19 protein-coding genes are annotated in these 23,252 nt (G+C 66.3%); 8 read left to right on the top strand and 11 right to left on the bottom strand.

Features of this window, described 5'->3' with window-relative positions; genetic code table 11:
• Nucleotides 1-168: 168 nt before the first annotated feature.
• The 4 genes from LPA45_RS13320 to LPA45_RS13305 are packed head-to-tail and all read right to left on the bottom strand — an operon-like array spanning nt 169 to nt 5,043.
• Nucleotides 169-1,434 carry a lipopolysaccharide biosynthesis protein gene (locus LPA45_RS13320; RefSeq protein WP_116317900.1) on the bottom strand — a complete coding sequence of 422 codons (1,266 nt, stop codon included), beginning with the start codon at nt 1,432-1,434 and terminating at the stop codon, nt 169-171.
• The gene (locus tag LPA45_RS13315; protein ID WP_367394593.1) at nt 1,434-2,564 is read right to left on the bottom strand and encodes a glycosyltransferase; all 1,131 of its coding nucleotides are present in this window, start codon (nt 2,562-2,564) and stop codon (nt 1,434-1,436) included. The genes LPA45_RS13320 and LPA45_RS13315 overlap by 1 nt, the downstream gene beginning before the upstream one ends.
• 20 nt (nt 2,565-2,584) lie before the next feature.
• Entirely contained in the window at nt 2,585-3,904 is a 1,320-nt protein-coding gene (locus LPA45_RS13310) for a sugar transferase (protein WP_367395020.1), read from the bottom strand.
• On the bottom strand, nt 3,904-5,043 hold the full coding sequence (locus LPA45_RS13305; RefSeq protein ID WP_367394592.1) for a glycosyltransferase family 4 protein: 1,140 nt from the start codon (nt 5,041-5,043) through the stop codon (nt 3,904-3,906). Before LPA45_RS13305 ends, LPA45_RS13310 begins: the two co-directional genes overlap by 1 nt.
• A 330-nt stretch (nt 5,044-5,373) precedes the next feature.
• On the opposite strand from LPA45_RS13305, the gene LPA45_RS13300 reads away from it, so the two are divergent.
• Genes LPA45_RS13300 through waaA form a run of 3 tightly spaced genes read left to right on the top strand, consistent with a single transcriptional unit; the run spans nt 5,374 to nt 9,150 of the window.
• Complete coding sequence (locus LPA45_RS13300; protein WP_367394591.1) at nt 5,374-6,759, top strand: phosphomannomutase/phosphoglucomutase; 1,386 nt, start codon at nt 5,374-5,376, stop codon at nt 6,757-6,759.
• Nucleotides 6,740-7,861 carry a lipopolysaccharide heptosyltransferase I gene (waaC, locus tag LPA45_RS13295; protein WP_367394590.1) on the top strand — a complete coding sequence of 374 codons (1,122 nt, stop codon included), beginning with the start codon at nt 6,740-6,742 and terminating at the stop codon, nt 7,859-7,861. Before LPA45_RS13300 ends, waaC begins: the two co-directional genes overlap by 20 nt.
• Complete coding sequence (gene waaA / locus LPA45_RS13290) at nt 7,861-9,150, top strand: lipid IV(A) 3-deoxy-D-manno-octulosonic acid transferase (RefSeq protein ID WP_367394589.1); 1,290 nt, start codon at nt 7,861-7,863, stop codon at nt 9,148-9,150. The genes waaC and waaA overlap by 1 nt, the downstream gene beginning before the upstream one ends.
• A gap of 9 nt (nt 9,151-9,159) precedes the next feature.
• On the opposite strand, the gene LPA45_RS13285 is transcribed toward waaA, so the two are convergent.
• The gene (locus LPA45_RS13285; protein ID WP_367395019.1) at nt 9,160-10,203 is read right to left on the bottom strand and encodes a glycosyltransferase family 4 protein; all 1,044 of its coding nucleotides are present in this window, start codon (nt 10,201-10,203) and stop codon (nt 9,160-9,162) included.
• 468 nt (nt 10,204-10,671) lie between these two features.
• On the opposite strand from LPA45_RS13285, the gene iscB reads away from it, so the two are divergent.
• Both iscB and LPA45_RS13275 read left to right on the top strand, forming a co-directional pair.
• Entirely contained in the window at nt 10,672-12,072 is a 1,401-nt protein-coding gene (iscB, locus tag LPA45_RS13280) for an RNA-guided endonuclease IscB (RefSeq protein ID WP_367394588.1), read from the top strand.
• 126 nt (nt 12,073-12,198) lie between these two features.
• Nucleotides 12,199-13,029 (top strand): META and DUF4377 domain-containing protein, encoded by an 831-nt coding sequence (locus tag LPA45_RS13275; protein ID WP_367394587.1) that lies wholly within the window; start codon nt 12,199-12,201, stop codon nt 13,027-13,029.
• 102 nt (nt 13,030-13,131) lie between these two features.
• Here LPA45_RS13275 and LPA45_RS13270 read toward each other — a convergent pair whose 3' ends face one another.
• The 6 genes from LPA45_RS13270 to LPA45_RS13245 form a co-directional block, all read right to left on the bottom strand.
• Nucleotides 13,132-14,643, bottom strand: a complete 1,512-nt coding sequence (locus LPA45_RS13270) for a TolC family outer membrane protein (RefSeq protein ID WP_367394586.1) — start codon at nt 14,641-14,643, stop codon at nt 13,132-13,134.
• Nucleotides 14,644-14,756: 113 nt separating this feature from the next.
• Nucleotides 14,757-15,080, bottom strand: a complete 324-nt coding sequence (locus LPA45_RS13265) for a rhodanese-like domain-containing protein (RefSeq protein ID WP_116317890.1) — start codon at nt 15,078-15,080, stop codon at nt 14,757-14,759.
• A 13-nt stretch (nt 15,081-15,093) separates the two neighbouring features.
• Complete coding sequence (locus tag LPA45_RS13260) at nt 15,094-15,747, bottom strand: protein-L-isoaspartate O-methyltransferase (protein WP_116317889.1); 654 nt, start codon at nt 15,745-15,747, stop codon at nt 15,094-15,096.
• A 114-nt stretch (nt 15,748-15,861) separates the two neighbouring features.
• Nucleotides 15,862-19,095, bottom strand: a complete 3,234-nt coding sequence (locus LPA45_RS13255; RefSeq protein ID WP_367394585.1) for an efflux RND transporter permease subunit — start codon at nt 19,093-19,095, stop codon at nt 15,862-15,864.
• A gap of 28 nt (nt 19,096-19,123) precedes the next feature.
• Nucleotides 19,124-20,236, bottom strand: a complete 1,113-nt coding sequence (locus LPA45_RS13250; RefSeq protein WP_367394584.1) for an efflux RND transporter periplasmic adaptor subunit — start codon at nt 20,234-20,236, stop codon at nt 19,124-19,126.
• Nucleotides 20,233-21,063 carry a TetR/AcrR family transcriptional regulator gene (locus tag LPA45_RS13245; RefSeq protein WP_367394583.1) on the bottom strand — a complete coding sequence of 277 codons (831 nt, stop codon included), beginning with the start codon at nt 21,061-21,063 and terminating at the stop codon, nt 20,233-20,235. Before LPA45_RS13245 ends, LPA45_RS13250 begins: the two co-directional genes overlap by 4 nt.
• A 284-nt stretch (nt 21,064-21,347) precedes the next feature.
• Between LPA45_RS13245 and LPA45_RS13240 the strand changes: the two genes are divergently transcribed.
• The 3 genes from LPA45_RS13240 to LPA45_RS13230 all read left to right on the top strand — a co-directional run bounded on the left by LPA45_RS13240 (nt 21,348) and on the right by LPA45_RS13230 (nt 23,237).
• On the top strand, nt 21,348-21,653 hold the full coding sequence (locus LPA45_RS13240) for a hypothetical protein (RefSeq protein WP_029045432.1): 306 nt from the start codon (nt 21,348-21,350) through the stop codon (nt 21,651-21,653).
• Between the two features lie 52 nt (nt 21,654-21,705).
• Entirely contained in the window at nt 21,706-22,266 is a 561-nt protein-coding gene (locus LPA45_RS13235; protein WP_317920740.1) for a DUF1439 domain-containing protein, read from the top strand.
• Nucleotides 22,267-22,355: 89 nt separating this feature from the next.
• A complete protein-coding gene (locus LPA45_RS13230) occupies nt 22,356-23,237 on the top strand; it encodes an undecaprenyl-diphosphate phosphatase (RefSeq protein WP_317920765.1) in 882 nt (293 codons plus the stop codon).
• Nucleotides 23,238-23,252: the final 15 nt, after the last annotated feature.

Raw genomic sequence — 23,252 nt, 5'->3', positions numbered from 1 at the left:
AGTGCGCGCCACAATGGCATGCTAGGTTGCATTCAAGCCATGGCGTAGCCTTTGCGGGGGCGGCTAATTTCGCTGATGAAGGGGTATTAGAAGGGCACGCGCGTGACCACAGGGCTCACGGTCACGGCAATGGAATCAGCGCAGTCAAAACCCGAAACCAGTGATTGGCTAGACTTTTGCGCCGGCCTCCCGTCGAGAGAGCACCGCCGGTTCCTGTCGCAACCAGACAAAGAACCCGAAAAGCACGGCCAGCAAATTGGCCGCCGCGTACCCCAAAATAGCTCCCCGTGCGCCAAAGACCGGGATGGCAGCTACATCGATGGCTATCGTGGCTGCGCACACCAACCCCCATTTGATGGCAACCAGATGCGGCCGGCGCATGTAAATGGGTAACAGCGTCAAGGCAACATCAGCAAAGACGAGGGTCGAGGCGAGAGCGGCTAACTGCAGCAGAGAGGTGGCCTCGGCAAATGCCGGGCCGTAGAGCAAATCAACAATCCAGTGAGCGCAGGCAGCTATGGCCAGCCCGCCTGCCAGTCCAACGGCGAACATCCCGCCGGTGATCTTCATGATGTTGCGCCGCGCCTGCGCGAGAGTGGGCTTAGCATAGACATAGATAGGAGCAATGCCAGCTGACAAGATCGTTGCAAGCACGACAAAATTGTCGAGGATCTGCATCGAGGCCGCATAGGCGCCGAACTCCGTCAACGGGACCAGCGGCTTTAGCAGCAACTGGTCCACGCGCCGCGATCCCATCATCAGCACGAAGCTCACCCAGAACAAGGTCCCGCTTCTCAAAAGATCGCCAGCGAGCGCCGGGTCAGCCTTTACATGAGTGCGTGGTGCGCGGGTTAGGTAGTACAGAGTCAGAAGGATCGCAACAAGGAGCGGCTCGATGGAGAACGCGGCCGCATAGGCAGGAACGCTCTGGTTGCCGACCCAGAACAGCAGTGCTACGCAGGCTGCCTTGACTGCCAGCGATGAGACATTGAAGACGGCATTGGGCCTGGTCGATGTGCGTGACTGCATCCAGGCAGTCACCACGCCAAACGGTTCGCGCAGCATGACCGCAACGCCCAGGATTAGCGTTGGCACCCAGATATCCGGACCTTGGCCTGTGACCAGCAGAAATGCGCCGATCAGCAAGTAGGCAATTACGCCGGCCCCGAAGCGCAATCCAAATGCATGCATCAGCAAGCGATGCTGGGCAATCGGCTCAGTGCTTGCGACCAACCGAGGGATGATCACTTCTGCGCTGCAAATCAACGCAACGGACGCAGCGATATAAACCACTGCCTGCGCGTACTGAAAATGTGCGAACCCCTCTGGTCCCAAACCTCGTGCCAACATGGCCACGATGCCGATGCCGCCGGCTACCTGGAGCCCTCGCTCGATCAGCATCCAGGCAAGGTTGCTGGCAACCTGACGCCGCATCAGGACGGCTCCGCGCAGGTTATGCCGCCATGGGCGTTGGCCACAGCCGCATAGCATGCCAGCCATCGGTGCGCGACAGCGTCCAGACTGCAGTGCACTAGCACGCGCTGGCGGCGGCGGGTCTGGTCCGTGTCGGATCCGGGGCCACGCGCCAGGGCGTCGGACATGGCTTTGGCGAGAGCGTCCTCGTTACCGCGCGGAACGATGGTCCCGGTATCGCCAAGCAGTTCAGCCACGCCAGCCGCATCGGTGGCAACCACCGGGCAGCCGCAGGCCAGCGCTTCGCCTACGGCCAGCGGCATGCCTTCCACGTCCGAGGACAACACGAAGAGGTCAGCGGCATTGAGCAGGGCGGGGATGTCTCGGCGGGTACCGGCCAGGGTGATGAAGTTCTCCGCGCGATGGTGGCGGATGGCTGTTTCCAGTTCGCCGTGCATCGGGCCTTCTCCCGCTATCAGCAGGCGGGTGTCGGCGTGTTCGGGGTCTTGCGCCATGGCGGCAAATGCTTGGACTAGCCTGAGTTGGGCCTTCTCTGGCACCAGGCGGCCAATATTGACCACCAGCCTGGTGCCAGTTTCGATGCCCAGCGTCTTGCGGGAGGCTTCCCGCAGTGCCGGATCCGGGTGGAAGCGATTGGTGTCGATGCCATTGGGCATGACAACGATACGTTCCGGCGCCACGGCGCCTGCGTCGATCATCGCCTGCCTGGCGCTTTCACTCACGTGCGAGTTCAATGCCGCCCAGCGGTCGGTCAGCCGATAGGCCAGCATGCGCAGGCGCCCGCCTTCGCGGGCGCTGTGCGCCGTGCAGATAACCGGTGGTGCAGTCGTCAGCGCCGCGAGTGTGCGGCCCATCAGGTTGGCGTGTACCATGTGGGCATGGATGACGTGTGGCCGCCACTGCCTCACGAACTTGTTCAATTGCCGCAGGGCGCGCGCCATGGATGGCACCGTCTTGTGCATATTGAGATGCAGGACAGCGATGCCTTGTGGCAAGGTCACCTCACATCCGGGCGTGAGGCTCACGATCGCGACGTCGTGACCCTGCTGGACGAACGCCTGCGCCAGGCCGGCTACCTGCTGTTCGGCGCCGCCGGTCTTCAGTCCGGTGGAGAGCAGGAGAATGCGCATTCGCTGGGCAAACGGGCTAGTCACCGAGCCCCATACCCCGTCGCCAACGTCCGCAACGTCTTCACCGCAATCAACAGGTCCAGCGCCAACGAGCAATGCTTGACGTAATACAGGTCATAGCTCAGCTTGGTCACCGTTTCCTCGTGACTGCCCGCATAACCTTGCTGCACCTGCGCCCAACCGGACAGGCCCGGGCGTACCAGGTGGCGATAGGGGTAATAGGAAATGGTTTCGGAGAACTCTTCGACCATCGGCACCTGCTCCGGCCTCGGCCCGATGAAGCTCATGTGGCCGACCAGCACGTTCCACAATTGCGGGATCTCATCCAGGCGGTATTTGCGGATGATGCGGCCGACGCGGGTCACGCGCGGGTCTCGGCGCATGGCGAACATGGCGGGCGCGCTGCTGTCGATGCCCATGCTGCGGAATTTGAGCATCACGAATGGCTTGCCGAACAGGCCGGTGCGCTGCTGGCGGAAGATCGCGCCACCAGGAGTTTCGAGGCGAATCGATAGCGCAACGGCGAGCCCCAGCGGCACGGCTACCGGTGCCAGGCAGAGTACCGCAAGAATATCGATGGCCCGCTTCAAATATCCATAAAGATAATGCGCGGCATAGTCGTCCAGGAAGTTCTCATCGATATGCGCCAGCCCGACCCGTCCGGTCAGCATCTCACCGACGCGCTCGACCGAATACATCCGCACATGGCTCATCTTGTAATGCGCGAGCAGCCGGGTACGCTCCGGATCGCCAGTCACGCTGCGATCCACCATCAGCCCGTCGAAATGCCCGGCGTCTTCCAGGGAGCCGACCGGTTCAAAGCGCATGCGTGCCGCCGGCGCGGCGCCGGGCATGGCGAGGATGCCTTCGAGCTGGGCCAAAGTATGCGGATCGGTGTACCCAAACAGCGGCACGTAGTTATGCACGTAGCGGCGATAACCGGCCCAGATCCAGCCAAGCGTAATGAGATATGACAGCAGCAGGGCGCCGCGTGAATATTCGATATGCAAGGCCGCGAAGCCAAACAGCAAACCGGCAAAGGGCAGTGTCACGGCCAGGCCGACCAGGCTGTTGCCCTCCATCGCCGGCAGGTGCAGGGAGCGGTGGAGCAGCATGAACGCCGCCAGGTACGGCATCACCGACCAAAGCAGCGTGCGCGTGAAGACATAGGTGACCAGGCCGGACCGATGCGCGGCTTCGGCGAACACGCCGCTGAGCGCAAACAGCGTCAACCCGAGCACTGCCCAGGCGAGCATCCGGCTGACCCGGCGCATGGTCTCGGAACCGCCGATGCGGCCACGCAAGGCGTGGCGGCGCAGGCTGTCGGTCTTGGCGTTCATCATGTTGGCACCCGCGCGGTGGCGGGAAGTCTTGGCAAGGCATCGCGATAGACTTGCCACGTTGCCTCGGTCATGCGGTCCAACCCATAGCACTGCTCCCAACGGCGGCGCGCTGCGATGCCGAGTTCCGCCCGCAAGGCGCCGTCGCCCGCGATGCGCGCCAGCGCAGCGGAAAACGCGTCGGCATCGTTGCGGTCGACCAGCAGGCCATGCCGTGGATCCTGGATCTGCTCGCGGATGCCCGGCAGGTCCGACGCGATCACCGGCAGCCCGGCCCGCATCGCTTCAAGTACCGACAACGGAAAGCCTTCATGGTCCGAAGCGAGCACGAATGCCTGTGCCGACGCCAGCAAGCCCGCGATGTCGGCGACATTGCCCGGAAAGGCCACGCGTCCCGGCGCGAGTTGCGCGGCGAGTGCCTCCATGGCGGTGCGTTGCGGTCCGTCGCCGGCCAGCACCAGTTCACAGCCGGTGAGGTTCGCGTACGCGAAGGCTCGGATCAGGATGTCGGGCCGTTTGGGCGCCGCGAAGCGGGCGACCATGACAATGCGGCGCATCGGCGCGGCAGGCGAGGCGCGCGTGGCGCTGTCGGCAATCCCGTTGGGGATGACGGCGATACGGCTGGCTGGAATGGGCAGTGACTTGGCCAGCCGCTGCTCGGCTTCGGCCACGCAGATCAACCGGCTGGTCAGCGGTGCGAGCAGCCATTCCGCAACGCGTGCCGCCAGCCGCTGGCGCGTGGGTGCCTGTGGCTTGAAGGCGAAGCCGTGCACGGTGTAGACCACCGGAATGCCAAGGAGCCCCCCAGCAATGCGCCCCAGCGCGCCGGCCTTGGCGCTGTGCGCATGGATCAGGTCCGGGCGCGCCTGCTTCAGGGCCTGCAGCAGTTCCCGCAATGCACCCACCGCGCGCAAGGGCGACAGGGCGTTGTCCAGCCGCGCCAGCCGGATGACTTGCGCGCCGGCGCGCCTGGCGATGTCAAACAGCGGTCCATCGCCGCCAGCCAGCAGGATGAGGTCGGCATCGGCCGGTGCCGCCTGCACCAGGTCGGCAACATGCGACTGCGCCCCGCCGATCTCCGAATTGGTGATCAGATAGGCGATGCGCAGGCGCGGCGAGGGCTGTGCGGCGGACGTCAAGTTTGCTTACGAAATTTGCTAGGCCGCAACCGCCACGTGGCCCGAAGATGCCGGGGATCTATGGCATGTTCGGGTGGCCGGGCGATCGCTTCCGGGGCCGATGTGCCCGGACAGTGAAGGGCGCGGCCTGGCGGGCGGCGAAGTGTAGCCTCAGGTGTAGGACAGACGCTGAAAATTGCGCTTGTCCGGTATATTGCCGCGATTATACCGCCCGCCAGTCGCGCAATCCGGCAAAATACCCCCCTTTGGTTCTTTCCAAGAGCCCTATCCGGTATCGCCGGCGTGCCCTTGTGGTGTGCGGCGTGCCCGACAAGACTGACAGGAAACCACATGCAAATCGATCCCTCTATCTTCAAAGCCTATGACATCCGCGGCATCGTGGGCAAAACGCTCACCCGCGAGGTCGCTCGCCAGATCGGACTGTCGTTCGGCACGGCGGCTGTGGAGCTGGGTGAGAAGTCGATCGTGGTCGGCCGCGACGGGCGCCTTTCCGGGCCCGACCTGCTCGGGGGCCTGGTAGAGGGCCTGCGCGCAGCCGGTCTGGACGTGGTGGACCTGGGCATGGTCGCCACCCCCATGGTCTACTTCGCCGCCAACATCGAGCTCGATGGCGTCCGTGCCACCTCGGGCATCATGGTCACCGGCAGCCACAACCCGCCCGACTACAACGGCTTCAAGATGGTCCTCGCCGGCCGGGCTATCTACGGCGAACAGATCCAGGCCCTGCGCCAACGTATCGAAGGCGGCAAGTTCACCAGCGGCGCGGGCACTTACAAGCAGGTGGATGTGCGTCAAAAGTATCTCGACCGCATCACCAGCGACGTCAAGCTCGCCCGTCCGATGAAAATCGCGCTCGATGCGGGCAATGGCGTCGCCGGCGCCTTCGTCGGCGACCTGTTCCGCGGCCTGGGTTGCGAGGTGACCGAGCTGTTCTGCGACGTCGACGGCAACTTCCCGAACCACCATCCCGATCCTGCGCATATCGAGAACCTGCAGGACCTGATGAAGACCCTGCGCGAGACCGATTGCGAACTGGGCCTGGCCTTCGACGGCGACGGCGACCGCCTGGGCGTGGTGACCAAGGACGGGCAGGTGATCTTCCCGGACCGCCAGCTGATGCTGTTTGCCGAGGAGATCCTGTCGCGCAATCCGGGTGCGCAAGTGATCTACGACGTGAAGTGCACCGGCAAGCTGGCCCCGTGGATCCGCGAGCACGGCGGCGAGCCGCTGATGTGGAAGACCGGCCATTCGCTGGTCAAGGCCAAGCTGAAGGAAACCGGCGCGCCGATCGCCGGCGAGATGAGCGGCCACGTGTTCTTCAAGGACCGCTGGTATGGCTTTGACGACGGACTGTACACCGGCGCCCGCCTGCTGGAGATCCTGTCGCGCCACGCCGACCCGAGCGCAGTGCTGAACGCGCTGCCGAACGCCAACAACACGCCGGAGCTGCAGCTCAAGTGCGCGGAAGGCGAGCCCTTCACGCTGCTCGACAAGATCAAGGCGAACGCGAAGTTCGAAGGCGCGCGCGAGGTCAACAAGATCGATGGCGTGCGTGTGGAATATGCCGATGGCTTCGGCCTGGCGCGTCCGTCGAACACCACGCCGGTGGTGGTGATGCGCTTCGAGGCGGACAACGATGCCGCGCTGGCGCGCATCCAGGCCGAGTTCAAGCGTGTGATCCTGGCCGAGAAACCGGATGCTCAACTCCCGTTCTGAGCGCACGGCGGTGCCGCCCGCACCGCCGGCTTCCGATGCCGTTGGCGCGGCCGGCGTGGCGCAGCCCATGCCGGCCGCAGTGCCGTTCACGCTGCCGGAGCGGCCGCGCATCCTGCTGGTCAAGGTGTCCTCGCTCGGCGACGTGGTGCACAACATGCCGCTGGTGCACGACCTGCGCGCGCGCTGGCCCGGTGCCGAGATCGACTGGGTGGTGGAAGAGGGTTATGTGGAACTGGTGCGCCTGTTGCCCGACATGCGGCGGGTCATCCCGTTCGCACTGCGGCGCTGGCGCAAGCGCATCCTGCAGGGCGCGACCTGGCAGGAAATGGGCGCCGTGCGCGACGCCTTGCGCCAGGAGCGCTACGACGCCGTGATCGAAAGCCAGGGCTTGCTCAAGACCGCGGTGGTGGCACGCGTGGCGACGCGCGCGCCCGGTGCGCCCATTATCGGCCTGGGGAATGCGACGCAGGGCTCGGGCTACGAGCCGGCGGCGCGCCTGTTGTACACGGACGCGGTGCGCGTGCCGCGCCAGACCCATTCGGTGCAGCGCTCGCGCCTGCTGGGCGCGGCGCTGACCGGGATCACGCCGGCGGAGCCGCCAAGGTTCTTTGGGCCGGCGGCGCAGGGGCTGCATGTCGATGATCCGTTGTGGGCGGACCTGCCGGCGCGCTATGCCGTCTGCTTCCACGCGACAGCGGGGGCGCGCAAGAAATGGGCAGTGCAGAACTGGCACGCGCTGGGCAACCGCCTGGCTGCTGAAGGCCTGACGATGCTGCTGCCGTGGGGCAACGACAAGGAGCGCCAGGCCGCCGAAGAGATCGCCGCAGGCGTGCCGCAGGCCCGCGTGCTGCCGAGGTTCTCGGTGATGCAGGGCTTTGGCCTGATCAACCGGGCCGAAGTGGTGATCGGCGTCGATACAGGCCTGGTCCATATCGCGGCGGCGCTGTGCCGGCCGACGGTGGAAATCTATACCGCCACGTGGCGCTGGAAGACGGAAGGCTATTGGTCCGACCGCATCGCCAACGTCGGCGACGACGGCGTAGTGCCATCGGTCGATGAAGTCTACGAGGCCGCCAGCCGCGTGCGCAGGGTGGCTGCCTGATGCTGCGCCTCGTCTATAGCCTGTTGTGGGTGGCGGTGCTGCCGCTGGCGCTGTTGCGGCTGGCATGGCGCGCGCGCAAGGAGCCCGGCTACCTGCACCATGTCGGCGAGCGGCTGGGCGCATATGGCAGCCTGCCGAACCAGGGGCCGTGGCTGTGGGTCCACGCCGTGTCTGTGGGCGAGACCCGTGCCGCGCAGCCGCTGATCGAGTCTTTGCTCGGCGCCTATCCGCACCACCGCCTGCTGCTGACGCACATGACGCCGACCGGGCGCCAGACCGGCGCGCAGTTGTTCGGCAACGAGCCGCGCATCCTGCAGTGCTACCTGCCATACGACCTGCCATGGCTGGTGCGGCGGTTCTTGCGGTATTTCCGGCCCGAGGCGGGGATGCTGATGGAAACCGAGGTATGGCCGAACCTGGTGCGCGGCGCGCGCAAGGCGGGTGTGCCGTTGTACCTGGTCAATGCGCGCCTGTCGCCCCGCAGCTTCCGGCGCACGGCGCGTTTCGGCCGCGCGGCGGCGACCATGTATCGGGACTTTGCCGGCGTGCTGGCGCAGACAGCTGGCGATGCCGAGCGCTTCCGCGCGCTGGGCGTGCCGGCAGTGCAGATCACGGGCAACCTCAAGTTCGACATGCAGCCGGCGCCGGCGGGCGTCGCGCTGGGCGAGCGGCTGCGCAAGGCGTTCAATGGCCGCCAGGTGCTGGCCGCGGCCAGTACCCGCGAAGGCGAAGAGCCACTGCTGCTCGACGCGTTCTCGCGCTGGCAGGTGCTGGCCGGCGACGTTCAGCGTCCGGCGTTGCTGCTGATTCCGCGCCATCCGCAGCGCTTCGATGAAGTGGCGGCGATGGCGGCGCGCATGGGGTTCTCGGTGGCGCGCCGCAGTGCGCTGGACCTCGGTGGCGAGACGGCGCCCGTGGACGCGGACATCCTGCTGGGCGATTCGATGGGCGAGATGGCGATGTATTTCGCCGCGTCGGACCTTGCCTTTATCGGCGGCAGCCTGTTGCCGCTGGGCGGGCAGAACCTGATCGAGGCCTGCGCGGTCGGCACGCCGGTGCTGATCGGCCCACATACCTTCAACTTTGCGCAGGCGACCGAAGACGCCATTGCCGCGGGCGCGTGCGTGCGCGTGGACAACGCGGACGAGTTGGTGCGCACCGCCGGCAGCGTGCTGTCGGACCGGGCGCGCCTGGCGGATATGCGGGCCCATGCGCAGACCTTTGCCGGGCTGCATCGCGGCGCTACCGTGCGCACGCTGGCGGCGCTGGCGCCAGCGCTGGAACACTAAGCGGCCAGATCAGTGTGCCGCAGAAGCCTTGACCAGGGCATCCCACTGCAGCGCGATCCGCTCGAGTGCAAAGCCGGCGGCCTTGCGGCGCCCGGCGCCGGCAAGCCGGGCGGCTGTCTCCGGATCGCGGATCACGGCCAGCAGTGCCTGCGCAAGCGCGTCCGCGCTGCCGGTCGCGACCACCACCGCGTCTTGCCCGGGCGTAAGCAGCTCGCGCGGGCCGGTCTCGCAATCGGTCGAGACGATGGGCAGGCCGAACGCCATGGCTTCGATCAGCACCAGCCCGAACCCTTCGTATCGCGAACTCAGGCAGAACACCGACGCGCGTCCGTACGCTTGCTCCGGCTCGTGGCAGATGCCTGGCAGGCTGACCCGGTCCTGCAGCCTGAGTTCGGCGATCAGCGCGGTCAGGGCAGGGCGCTCCTCGCCCTCGCCGTGGATCACCAATTGCCAACCCGGCACCTGCGCGGCAACCTTCTGCCAGGCGTGCAGCAACACATCGAACCCCTTGGCCGCGACCAGCCGTCCCATGGCAAGTACGGTCTTCTGCTCGCGCTGCGCGGGTGCGGCGGGCATCGGGAAGGGCAGCGGGTTCGGCAGGCAGACAATATCGCTGCGCGGGCGCAAGGCTTCCCGCCAGCGTTGCCGGTCCCGTTCGGTCAGCACCACCACCTGCCGGCAGAAGCGCGCTGCCAGGCGCCGCGCCAGCTTGCGCGCGGGCTTGCCCAGATCCTCGTCGAAGTGGCAGTGCTCCCAGGCGATGTGGTGTATGCCGAGGCCAATGGTGGCGGGCAGCACGAACAGGGCGAGCATGGTGTCGACCTGCACCAGCACGTCGATCTGGTGGACCCGGCAATGGCGGCGGATGCCGGCCACGGTCGCAAGGTAAGCGCGCTTGAACGAAGGCCGCTGCGCGAACAGCGCTTCGTGGCGGATGCGCGGGTCCAGCGCGAACTGGCTGGCCGTGTCCCACAGGCTCAGGATGGTGACATTGTGGCCGAGCCCGGCCAGGGCGTTGGCGACGGTTGCCGTCATCCGCTCGGCGCCGGCCATGGCGTTCAACGTGCCGGTCAGCAAGCAGATGTTGCGGCCGGGCAGGGAGGTTTGAGGGGCAGGGGCAACCAAGGCGACCAAGGCAATATGGGCATGAAAGAGCCGCGCGTCGGTGTCGCCGCGGCGAGGTATCCGGCGCACGTTACACTGATTATTGTGTAGCCGGCAATGCTGAACTTGCGTCAACTACCCCGGCCTAAACCTAAAGGCCGGAGCTTGGAAGGCAACTGACAAGCTCGGGTTGACCAGGCAAAGCGGTAACCAATCCGCTACGTTGCGAATAGGTGCAGGACCGACGTTGGGATGCTTCCTTAGTCCCAACCTCTCGAAGCCCCGGTTGCAGACAAGCGACAGGGTAAGCACGAAACGGATCGGGGCAGATCGCCGGTTCGCAACATTGCCAAAGGGAGACGCCCCGCAAGGGGCGCGTAACCAGGCCCGTAAGGGCAACTATTGGGAGAGATTGCCATGGCAGTCTTTGTGTTGGATAAGCACGGCAAACCGCTGATGCCGTGCAGCGAGAAGCGCGCACGCTTGCTGCTCCAGCGTCGGCGCGCGCGTGTGCATCGGCTGATACCGTTCGTGATCCGACTGACGGACCGCCTGGCAGCGGATAGCGAATGCCAGCCGCTACGCCTCAAGCTCGATCCAGGCAGCAAGGAAACCGGCGTCGCGATCGTGCGTGAAGTGGCCTCGGACGTGGGCGGCGCGCCCGATGCATTCGTGCTGTCGTTGGCCGAGATCATCCACCGCGGCCGGAAGATCAGCGAGGCCTTGACAGCTCGGTGTTCCATGCGACGCGCTCGGCGGGGACGAAATACACGCTACCGCGCGCCTCGCTTTGACAACCGACGCAGGCCGACGGGCTGGCTCGCGCCCAGCCTGCGCCACCGCGTCGATACCACCGCAGCCTGGGTGAGCCGATTCATCAGACTCGCCCCCTTGAGCGCGCTCAGCATGGAACTGGTGCGCTTTGACATGCAGGCCATGGAAAATCCGGAGATCTCGGGCATTGAGTACCAACAAGGCACTCTCCTTGGCTACGAGGTCAAGGAGTATCTGCTAGCGAAGTTCGGCCGGGTCTGCTCATACTGTGACGCGAGCGATTGCCCCTTGGAGACTGAGCACATCGTCGCCAAGGCCAACGGTGGATCCAGTCGCGTCTCCAATCTGACGCTCGCCTGCCGCCCATGCAACCAAAAGAAGGGAGATCTGCCGCTGGAAGCCTTTCTTCGTAAGGATCCCGAGCGGGCCAGGCGCATTCTCGCCCGTGCCAAAGCGCCGCTTCGCGACGCCGCAGCCGTGAATGCCACCCGCTTCGCTCTGCTGGACGCGATCAAAGCCTTTGGGCTGCCCGTTGAAACCGGCTCCGGCGGACAGACCAAGTTCAACCGGCGACGCCTGGAGGTCCCGAAGTCGCACGCTCTCGACGCCGTTTGCGTCGGCCATGTGGATTCCATCGCCAACTGGCAACGCCCGGTGCTACGTATCAAGTGTACCGGCCGGGGTAATTATCAGCGGACCCGTCTTACCGCACACGGCTTCCCCCGCGGCTACCTCATGCGTAGCAAACGCGCATTCGGCTTCCAGACCGGTGACATGGTCAAGGCCGTGGTTCCGTCTGGGAAGAAAGCGGGCACGCACGTTGGGAGGGTCGCAATCCGCGCAACCGGCTCGTTTAATATCCAGACCGCCGCTGGCCCGGTGCAGGGCATTTCCTACAAGCACTGCAAACTGATCCAGCGCGGCGATGGCTATGGTTATTCATTCGTACCGCCTTCAACTATGGAGAGCGAGACCAGGAGCGACGCCTCGCGTCGCGCGCTATCCCTCCCCGGCCTGAAGGCCGAGGTTTCTCGCGCAAACTGATGAATCCGCCAGGCTCTAAGCCAGCATGAAGCGTGGAGGCCGCGACAGAACTCAGCTGGCCCCCCCATTTGGGGCCACAAGCGTCCCGGAAGCAGCCTTCACACCCAGTCACAGGAGCTTACAGAAATGCAGACATCCCTTCGCGGTACAGGCCGGCACATCGGCCTGCGCAGCGCAGCCGTTGCGCTTGTCACCGCCGCCGCTACCCTTGCCGCCTGCACCACCGCGCCGGCCCCCGGCCTGCCCAGTGCCGGCGCCAACCTCAACCAGACGCAGCCGTCCGGTCCCAGCCGCTGGGAACTGGTGCGCTGGCAGCAGGCCGACGGCACGCTGCGCGACATCCCGCATGGCGACAACGGCCAGCCCATCATCTTCGAGTTCAGCGATGGCATCGACGCCGCGCAGGGCACGGTCAGCGGCACCAGCGGTTGCAACCGCTTTACCGGCAGCTACGGCAAGACCGACACTGGCGTGCGCTTCGACCGCGTGGCCGGCACGCGCATGGCTTGCCCGCCGCCGCGCATGGACCTGGAGTCGGCGCTGCTCAAGGCGATGCAGGCATCGTTCACCACTGTCGGCACGCAGCCGTCGGCGGGCAGCACCGGGCGGCAGATCATGTGGAAGACTGCCAGCGGCGACCTGCTGCAGTTTGTCGAGCGCGAGGGCGTGGGCAAGCGCGGCGCCAGCGCTGCAGCGGGCGGCGTGGAGAAGGTCGTCTATATCGATTCGCAGCGCGTGGAGTGTTCGGGCGTCGGCAAGATGATGTGCTACCGCTGGCGCGAGTCGCCGGACGCGCCGTGGCAGCTCTGGTATGGGCCGATCGAGGGTCTGGATTTCGAGCAGGGGGTTTCGTACAAGCTGCGCGTGCGCGAATACCAGGTGCCGAACCCGCCGGCGGATGCTTCGTCGATCCGGTGGCAGTTGCTGAAGGTGGAGTCGCGGACGCGTGCGCAGTAGCAGCGCTTTTGCGGTGCGGCAAGAGGGGCAAACGCCGCTCTGGCATCCCAACACAAAGAAAACGGGCCGCAATTGCGGCCCGTTTGTATCGTGTCAGTGGGATCAGGAGCGCGGTGTTCCGCCATCGCGCCGCGCACCGCGGCGATCCGCGGTGGCCGGCGCCTTTGCCGGCGCCTTGCCGCCAGCCTGCGCCGGCACCGGCAGCTTGTACATCGTCCCCGGCACCGACGTCAGCAGCGTATTGATCTGCACCACGTCGCCTTCCTCCAGCACACCGGTCGAAGCCTTCAGCCGCAGTCCGTTCATGATGGTGTCATAACGTGCCTTGGCCAGGTCGCGCCGCGTGGAGAACAGCTGCGCCTCGGCGTTCAGGACATCGATATTGATGCGCACGCCGACCTCATAACCCAGCTGGTTCGATTCCACCGCGCTCTGTGCCGAGCGCTCAGCGGCTTCCAGCGCCTTGACCTGCGCCAGGCCATTGGATACGCCGGAGTAAGTCTGCCGTGCGCTCTGCGCGGCGGTGCGACGCGCGAATTCCAGGTCGCTGGCGGCCTTGTCGGCCAGTGCAATGGTCTCGCGCACGCGCGACTGGATCTGGCCCCCGGAGAAAATCGGCATGGTCAACTGCACGCCGATCTGCGAAGCGTTGTAGTGCGTCGAGATTGCCTGCGTGGCGCTGCCGGTCTGGTTGTTGAAGCCATACGAGGCCACCAGGTCGACCGACGGCAGGTGCCCGGCCTTGGCCTTGTTGGTCTCGCGCTGCGCGGTTTCCAGGTTGTAGCCGGCCAGGTTGACCTGCGGGTTGCTGGTCTCGGCCTGCGCGGCCCAGGCGTTGACGTCGGGCGGCTGCGGGCCGGGAATGGGCGCCTCGGAGCGCAGGCCCATCAGTTCGTCGACAGGCTTGCCGGTGATCTGCTGCAGGGTGGCGCGCCTGATCTCCAGGTCGCTCTGCGCGGCGATCTCGGTCGAGGTGGCCAGGTCGTAGCGCGCCTGGGCGTCATTGGAGTCGACGATAGTGGCGGTGCCGACCTCGAAATTACGCTTGGCCTGTTCCAGCTGTTCGCCGATGGCTTTCTTCTGCGCGCGCGCCAGGTACAGGTTGTCCTGCGCGGCGAGCACGTCGAAATATGCCTGCGCGCTGCGCGTGATCAGGTCGAGTTCGGCCTGGTGAAAGGTGACTTCACCCGCCATCGCGGCCAGCTCGCCCTGCTTGTAGGTTTCCCAGCGGTCCCAGCGGAACAGCGGCTGGCTCAGTTGCAACTGCCAGTTGTTGTTGTTGAAGAAACGCGTGCCCGAAGCGCTGGGCGAGCCGCCAATCGGCAGCGAGGCAGTCTGGTCGAGCTTGGTGCGGTTGGCGCCAGCGGTGCCGACGACCTGCGGCAGCAGCCCGGCGCGGCCCTGCGGCAGCTTCTCGCGCGTGGCAAGCAACTGCGAGCGGGCGCTGGCAAACTGCGCGTCATTGGATTGCGCATCGCGATAGACTTGCAGCAGGTCGGCCGCGCCTGCCGGTGCCGCGGGCAGCACGGCAAGCAGCAGCGGGGCGAGCAGGGAAGCCGCGATCGCCAGGCGCGTCCGGATCGCTCCGGACTGGGCGTTGGGCGCAAACGTCATGACACCTCCAGAATGCCGGGCGCAAGCCTCGGCCTACGGTCGTTTCTTCTTCGGAATGCTGCTTGAGATGCGAGCGGGAGCGGCCGGCCTGACCGGGCAGGCCGCAACGCGCTTCAGTACTTCGGCATCGCCGGGTCCACCTCGCTGGCCCAGGCGTCGACACCGCCGGTCAGGTTGTAGACCTTGGCGTAGCCCTGGCGCTCCAGGAACGCGGCCACCTGCATGCTGCGCATGCCATGGTGGCAAATGCAGACGATGTCGGCGTCTTCGTCCAGTTCGGCAGCGCGTGCCGGGATGTCGCGCATCGGGATATGGGTGATGCCGGGCATGGCGCAGGTCTGCACCTCCCAGCCTTCCCGCACATCCAGCAGGACCGGCTTGGCGCGGCTGGCATCGGCCAGCCACTGGGCCAGTTCGGTCGGCTTGATTACCTGCATGATGAAACCGTCCTCAGAACTGGAACTGCGACGGACGGGCCGCGCCCTGCAGGGGCTTGACCGCGGTCTCGAACAGGTTGACGACCTGGTACTCGGTCTCGGACACGCGTGTGATGAGGCGCGCTTCCATCACCGGCAGATCGCCCACGATGGCGGCGATGCGGCCGCCCACCTTGACCTGCGACAGGATCGACTGCGGCAGGGCCGGCAGCGAGCCCGAGATGCAGATCACATCGTACGGCGCCGCGGCGGCCCAGCCGTCGGCGGCATTGCCTTCGGCGACGTCGACGTTGGTGACGCCGGCGTTGGCCAGGTTGGTGCGGGCCAGCTCGACCAGCTCGGGCACGATGTCCACGGTCAGCACGTGGCGCGCGCGGTTGGCCAGCAGGGCGGCCATGTAGCCGGAGCCGGCGCCGATTTCCAGCACGTTCTCATGCTTGCGCACGGCCAGGTCCTGCAGGAGGCGGGCTTCGACCCGCGGCGGCAGCATGTTCTGCCCGGCGGGCAGCGGAATCTCCATGTCGACGAACGCCAGCGAGGCGTACGCGGCCGGGACGAACTGCTCCCGCTTGACCACCGCCAGCAGGTCCAGGATTTCCTGGTCCAGCACGTCCCACGGGCGGATTTGCTGTTCGATCATGTTGAATCGGGCTTTTTCGAGATCCATCTTGCCATTCCTTACCAAGGCCAACCGCTGTCGTTCTGTGCGCCGGCCGCGCGGTGCCCACGGCCGGACAGTCTTGTCTAACCTGCTATTTTAACCTTGTGGGCGCCGTCGGGTTCATTCCGCGCTGGCTTCCGTGGGCCGCGGCGATTCCTGTGCGGCCGGCCGGGCGGGCGCGGCCGGGGAGGGCACGGCCGCTTTTCCTTGCCACAGCCGGCGCAGCCACGCGCCGAAATCGTCAAGATACGTATAGATCACAGGCACGACCACCAGCGTCAGGATCGAAGAGGTAATAATCCCGCCGATCACGGTTTGCCCCATCGGCGCGCGCTGCTCGGCGCCTTCGCCGAGGCTGAAGGCCAGCGGCACCATGCCGAAGATCATCGCCAGCGTCGTCATCAGGATCGGGCGCAGGCGCACGCGGGCGGCTTCGACCAGCGCAGCCTCGCGCGACAGCGGCTGGCGGCCGTCGCTGCCGTCCGTTCCATCGACATGGCCCCGCCGGGCCTGGTTGGCGAAGTCAACCAGCAGGATCGCATTCTTCGTCACCAGCCCCATCAGCATGATGAAGCCGATGATCGAGAACATGTTCAGCGTCGAGCGGAACAGCAGCAGCGCCGCGAACACGCCGACCAGCGTCAGCGGCAGCGAGGTCATGATGGCGATCGGCTGGAAGAAGCTGGCGAACTGCGAGGCCAGGATCATGTAGATGAAGATCACCGCCAGCGCCAGCGCCGACACGGCGTAGCCGAAGGACTCGTTCATCGACTTGGTCGAGCCGCCGAAACGGTATTTGTAGCCCGCCGGCCAGTTCATGCCGTCCAGCGTGGCCTTGACGTCGCGCGCCACTTCGCCGGCGGAGCGCCCGGCCACGTTGGCGGTCAGCTCGACCTCGCGGTTCAGGTCGCGCCGGCTGATCTGGTTGGCACCGGTGGTCGGCACCAGTTCGGCGATCTGGCGCAGCGGCACCATCTTTGGCGAGCCGTCGGCGTTGGTCTGGCTGCTGGCGATCATCAGCGCGCTCAGGTCGGCCATGCCGGTGCGGGCGTCCCTGGGCAGGCGCACGCGCACGTCGTAGTTCTCGTCATCGGGCGCGCGCCAGGAGCTGATGGCGTCACCGGCCAGCAGCGGCCGCAGCGCGTTGCCGATCTGCGCCACGCCCACGCCCAGGTCAGAGGCCAGCTCGCGGCGGATGCGGATCTCGATGGTGGGGCGATCGTCCTTCATGCTGGAGTCCAGATCGGCCAGGCCGGGGATCGCCCGCATGCGCTTGCTGGCTTCCTGCGACAGCCGGCGCAACTCGTTGAGGTCGTCGCCCTGGATGGAAACCTGGATCGCCTTCTGGCCGCCGGCGCCATCGGGCATGCCGACCATGGTCAGCGTGATGCCGGCGATGCCGGCCAGCCGCTCGCGGATCAGCGGGTTGAGCTGCGCGGTCGAAAGCTTGCGCGCGCGCCGCTCGATCAGGCGCACCGAAACCAGCGCGTTGTTGCGGCCCGAGGCATTGCCCGAGTTGATGGTGGCGTAGGTGTAGGCGACTTCCGGGAAGGACTTCAGCGCGGCTTCCACCTGCCTCACCTTGGCCTCGGTCACTTCGATCGACGTGCCGACCGGCGTGGTGAAGCCGACCTGCGTTTCGCCCAGGTCGGCATTGGGCACGAACTCCGTGCCGATCAGCGGCACCAGCGCAAAGCTGCCGAAGAAGGTCACCGCAGCGATGATCGCGGTTGCAAGCCGGTGCTTGAGCGCCCAGCCCAGCATCGCGGCATAGCCATTGCCGAGGCGATCCATCCGTGCCGAGAACCAGTCGAGCATCCGCCCAATGGTGCGTCCGTACCAGCTCTTCTTGTTGCCGGTGCCGTGAAGATCCGGGTCGTGCCAGACCGACGACAGCATCGGGTCCAGCGTGAACGATACGAACATCGAGATCAGCACCGCCGCCACCACCGTAATGCCGAACTGGTGGAAGAAGCGCCCGATGATCCCGCCCATGAAGCCCACCGGCAGGAACACCGCCACGATCGAGAAGGTGGTGGCCAGCACCGCCAGCCCGATCTCGTTGGTGCCGTCCAGCGCCGCGCTGCGATGGTCCTTGCCCATCAGGTTGTGGCGCACGATGTTCTCGCGCACCACGATGGCATCGTCGATCAGCAGGCCCACGCACAGCGACAGCGCCATCAGCGTGATCACGTTGAGCGTGAAGCCGCACATATACATCACGCCGAAGGTGCCGATCAGCGCGATCGGCAGCGTCAGGCCGGTGATGACCGTGCTGCGCCACGAGCCGAGGAACAGGAACACGATCGCCACGGTCAGGAACGCGCCTTCCAGCAGCGTGGAGCGCACCTCCTTCACGCTGCTGCGGATGCCGCGCGCGGTGTCGTTGACCACGTTGAGCTGCACGCCGGCGGGCACCAGCCTGCGCACCTCGTCGGTCATGCGCGCCAGGCCGTCTACGGTATCGACGGTGTTCTGGCCCTGTGCCTTCACCACCGACAGGAAGAGGGCGCGCTTGCCGTCGAGCAGCGCCAGGCTTTCCTGCTCCTCCTGCCCGTCGCGCACGTCGGCGATCTCGCCCAGCGTGACCGGCTGGCCGGCGCGGCGCGCCACGATGATCTTGCGGAAGGCATCTGGCGTGGGCACGCGGCCCTTGATCTGCACCACGGTTTCGGTCGACGAGGACCGCAGCTCGCCCGCGGGCAGCTCCTGGTTCTCGTTGCGGATCGCGTTCATCACCTGGTCGACGCCGATGCCCAGCGCTTCCAGCTGCGCGGGACGGATGCGGATCTCGACCTCGCGCTTGGTGCCGCCGACGATATTGATCGCACCCACGCCGCGCACCGTCTCCAGCCGCTTGCGCACGATCTGGTCGGCGATAGTGGTCAGCTCGCGCTGGCTGCGGTTGGCGCCGGTCGCGTTGGACACAGACAGGTGGAAGACCGGCGCGTCGGACGGATCGTAGCGCAGCACGCGCGGATCCTTGACCTCGTCGCGGAACTGCGGCCGGATCAGCGCGATCTTGTCGCGCACGTCCTGCGCGGCCTGGCCGACATCGACGCTGAGGTCGAACTTGATGACCACGACCGAGGTGCCCTGGTACGAGTGCGAGAAGATCTCGTCGATGCCGGAGATGGTGTTGACGATCTCCTCGACCTTGCGCGTAACGTCGGATTCAACCGATTCCGGCGCGGCGCCCGGGTATTCGGTCTGCACCACCACCACCGGGAAGGTGATGTCGGGGAACTGGTCGACCGGCAGGCGCTGGTAAGAGAACAGCCCGACCACGATGAAGGCCATCATCATCATGGTGGCCAGCACGGGGTTGCGGATGGACAGGCGAGTGAACCACATGGGGCGCGTTCCGTTCTGTGGCTAAGCTTCAGGCCTTCACGCGCCGCACCTGGCTGCCGCTGCGCAGCGTGCCGAGGTTGGTGCGCACGATCTCGGTGCCGGCGTCGAGGCCGGAGACGATCTCCACCAGCCCGCTGCCTTCGTCGCGCACGCCCAGTTGCACCGGACGCTCGGCCAGCACATCCTTGTCGATGGCGTAGACGAAAGCGCGCTCGCCTTCCATGCGCACCGCCGAGACGGGCACGGCCACCACGGCGGACCGCTCGCCAAGCACCAGCGCGCCGCGCGCGAACATGCCCGCGCGCAGCTTCGCGTCGGCATTTTCCACACGGACATAGACCATGATGCTGCGCGTGCCCTGCATCACGGACGGGTTGATCCGCACCAGCTTGCCGGTAAAACGCCCGGCGCCTTCCACGTCGAGCTCGACCGCCTGGCCGACGCTCGCGCGCGCCACGTCGGCCATCGGCACCGGCGCCTCCAGTTCCAGCACGCGCAGGTCTACCACGTCTACCAGGCGGGTATCGGGCGACACCTTCTCGCCCGGCTGCACCGCGCGCGCGGCGACCATGCCGTCGAGCGGCGCCTTGACCACGGTGTCGGCCAGCGCCTTCTGTGCCACTGCCAGGCCGCCCTGTGCGGCATCGAGATTGGCGCGGGCCACGTCCAGGTCGGACTGGAACTTGTCAAACGCGGTCTTGGAGATAAAGCCCTTGCCGACCAGCTCGCGGTTGCGCTCCCACGTCTGGCGCGAGTTATGGAACTGCCCCTGCATGGCCAGCATCTGCCCGCGGGCCTGCGCCACCTTGGCCTCGTATTCGGTTGGGTCGATGCGAGCGATCACCTGGCCGGCGCGTACCGGCTCGCCTTCGCGCACCAGCACTTGCTGCACTTCGCCCGAGACCTTGGCCTTGACCGACGCCTGGTTCAGTGCGCGCAGGCTGCCTGACAGCGGCAGCGACACCTGCAGGTCCTGGCGGCCCACGTTGACGAGATCGGTCTGCAGGAACTCCACCACGTTCGCGGCGGCCTGTACTGGCGGTTGCGGCTGGCGCGCGCTGCTGGCCTTGCGCACGGCAGCCACGGCGCTCACGACCACGATGGCGCAGGCCACGGCGATCAGCAGGGTCTTTCGTTTCATGTTGGTTTCGCCGGGCGCGTGCCCGGGTCGTTGGCGGCATCGGCGTCCGCATTGCCTTCCGCATCTTTGGCGCCTTGCGCCAGCATCTCGTCGCGGATGCGCTCCCACACGTACGGGCCTTGCTGCGGTGGCAACGGGCGCTCGCGCGCCTCGCCGGTGGTCAGGCCGAACAGCAGCATGTCGAGCAGGTTGTCGAGGAAGGCTTCGGGGTCGATGTCTTTTTCAGAGGTGGCACGCAGTGCGCGCTGCCACATCATCAGGAACACCAGCGGGGCACAGATCAGCGTGGTGGTCGGGTTGGCCGGCATCGGGCGGAATTCGCCGCGTGCCACGCCGCGCGCCAGCACCCTGGCGAACAGTTCGTCGCCCGGCACCATCACCTCTTCGTTATAGAAACGGGCGATGTCGGGAAAGTTGGCCGACTCGGCCATGATCAGCTTGGTCAGGCCCGCCACCGGCGTGGCGCCGATCAGGCCCCACCAGCCGCGCAGCAGCTCGCGCAGCAGTTCCGGGGTGCTGCCCTCGTAGCGGTCGACCAGCTCGGTGCCGCGCGACAGGGTCGGGACCAGGTTTGCGCGCACCACGGACTTGAACAGCTCTTCCTTGTTGGCAAAGTACAGGTAGACCGTGCCCTTGGACACTCCCGCGGCCGCCGCCACGTCTTCCAGCCGCGTGGCCGCGTAGCCGCGCTCGACGAACAGGTCGAGCGCCGCCGCCACCAGCTCCTGCGGGCGCGCGGCCTTGCGCCGGCTCCAGCGCGGCACATCGGCCTCCTTGTGCGGTTCGGCGGGTGTTTTCACGGGTGTCTTGCGAGGACTGCGGGGCACGGTGGGGCGGGGGCTGGATGTTAATAACTTGTGGGTCATTAATGTAGAGTAGGGCCATGTGAGGGTCAAGCGCGGCCGGGGCGGGCTAGGGTACTCACCGAGGCGAATCCGAGACATGTGATGCAGATGCCGCGCAAGTCACGACCTGCGGCGCTGTGCCGGTGCGATCGCGCACGCGGCGTTTTCCTTTTCTTACAGGACGATCGCGGCCCTTCGGGCACAATGGCGCCTTGATGTCAGCCGCCTTGCTTGCCATGGCATGCGGCGTTCCCTGAACCAATGCGATGAGTTGCCGGTCACACCTTTCCTGCCGCGCTGGCTGCGGCGCCTGTTGTATTGCCCCATCGATTGCCTCGGCCTTGCCCGGCATGCCGGAGGGCAAGCCCGCGGGCGTGCCGTGCGCGCAGTTGCTGCCTGACATGCGCTGCGCGGTGTTCGGCCGGCCTGACCGGCCGGCGTTCTGTGCCGGCCTGAAGCCCTCGGCGGAAATGTGCGGAGACTCGCGCGAAGCCGCGCTGCACTGGCTGACCCGACTCGAAATCCTGACCGCGCCGCAGGCCACGCCTGCCCGGCCCGGCTCGCGCGGGTGACATCGGCCACCGTGCCGGCACGCCCGTCCCAACTCCTGAACTCGGAGGCAACATGATCCGGACATCCCGACGGCGCTGGCTGGCCGTCGCTGGCACGGCCGCGCTGGCCGCCGGCCTCGCCGCCTGCGGCGCGTTCCGCAACGAGTACACGTTCTCGCAAAGCCAGCTGCAGGCTGCGCTGGAACGCAAGTTCCCGTTCAACAAGCGGTATATGGAGCTGTTCGATATCCAGCTCACCAATCCGCAGCTGACGCTGGACTCGGTGCGCAACCGCGTCAACGTGCAGTTCGACGCCACCATCGACAACAAGCTGTTTTTCCGCCAGGCGCTGACGGGGCGCTTCGCGCTGGACAGCGGGTTGCGCTATGACGCCCCCACGCGCTCGGTGGTGCTGCAGGACCCCGAGGTGCAGCGCTTCGACGTGCAGGGCATGCCGGCACAGTTTTCGCGTCAGTTCAATGCGCTGGGCGGCATCCTGGCCGAGCAGCTGCTGCAGGGCTATCCGCTCTATACCTTCCGCGAAGACCAGTTGCGGGTTGCCGGCTCGCAAGTCGAGCCCGGTACAATCACCGTTTTGCCTGACGGCATCAACGTCAAGGTCAACCGTCCCTGATCGCCCTCGGGTATCCGGGCGCTCGAACAACAAACCAGGCGGTCCGGCGCATGCCGGGCAACGCCGATGACAACGTTTCTCCGTTCCGCATGGAAATCGCACTTGCCCTGAAAGCCGTGATCCTCGGCATTGTCGAAGGACTGACCGAGTTCCTTCCCATCTCGAGCACCGGCCACCTGATCCTGGCAGGCCAACTGCTCGACTTCAACGACGAGAAGGGCAAGATCTTCGAGATCGTGATCCAGTTCGGTGCCATCCTGGCAGTCTGCTGGGAATTCCGCGCCCGTATCGCCAACGTGGTGCGCGGCCTCGGGTCGGAGCCAAAGGCGCAGCGCTTTGCCATCAACGTGGTGATCGCGAGTGCGCCGGCAATCGTATTGGCCTTTATCTTCGGCAAATGGATCAAGGCACACCTGTTCAACCCGATCTCGGTGGCGCTGGCCTTTATCGTCGGCGGCGTGGTGATCCTGCTGGCCGAGTGGCGCGACGCGCGCCGCGGCACGGTTTCGCACCCGCAGGGCAATGCGCTGCTGGAGGCGGCCAAGGCGGGCGCGCCGCGCATCGAATCGGTCGATGACCTGAACTGGCGCGATGCCCTCAAGGTGGGCCTGGCGCAGTGCTTCGCGCTGGTGCCGGGCACCTCGCGCTCGGGCGCCACCATCATCGGCGGCATGCTGTTCGGGCTGTCGCGCCAAGTGGCGACCGAGTTCTCGTTCTTCCTCGCGATCCCGGTGATCTTCGGCGCGACGGTCTATGAACTGTACAAGGCGCGCGCACTGCTGAACGGGGATGACCTCGGCATCTTCGCTGTCGGCTTTGTCTTCGCCTTCCTGTCCGCGTTCCTGTGCGTGCGCTGGCTGCTGCGCTTTGTCGCCACGCACGATTTCAAGCCGTTTGCGTGGTATCGCATTGCCTTCGGCATCGTGGTGCTATTTACCGCTTATTCGGGGCTGGTGTCCTGGCACGCATAAGCGGCACACAACGCG

Source organism: Cupriavidus sp. Agwp_2 (assembly GCF_040784895.1).
Taxonomy (GTDB): Bacteria; Pseudomonadota; Gammaproteobacteria; order Burkholderiales; family Burkholderiaceae; genus Cupriavidus.
This window is presented reverse-complemented; position numbering and strand designations above follow the sequence as displayed.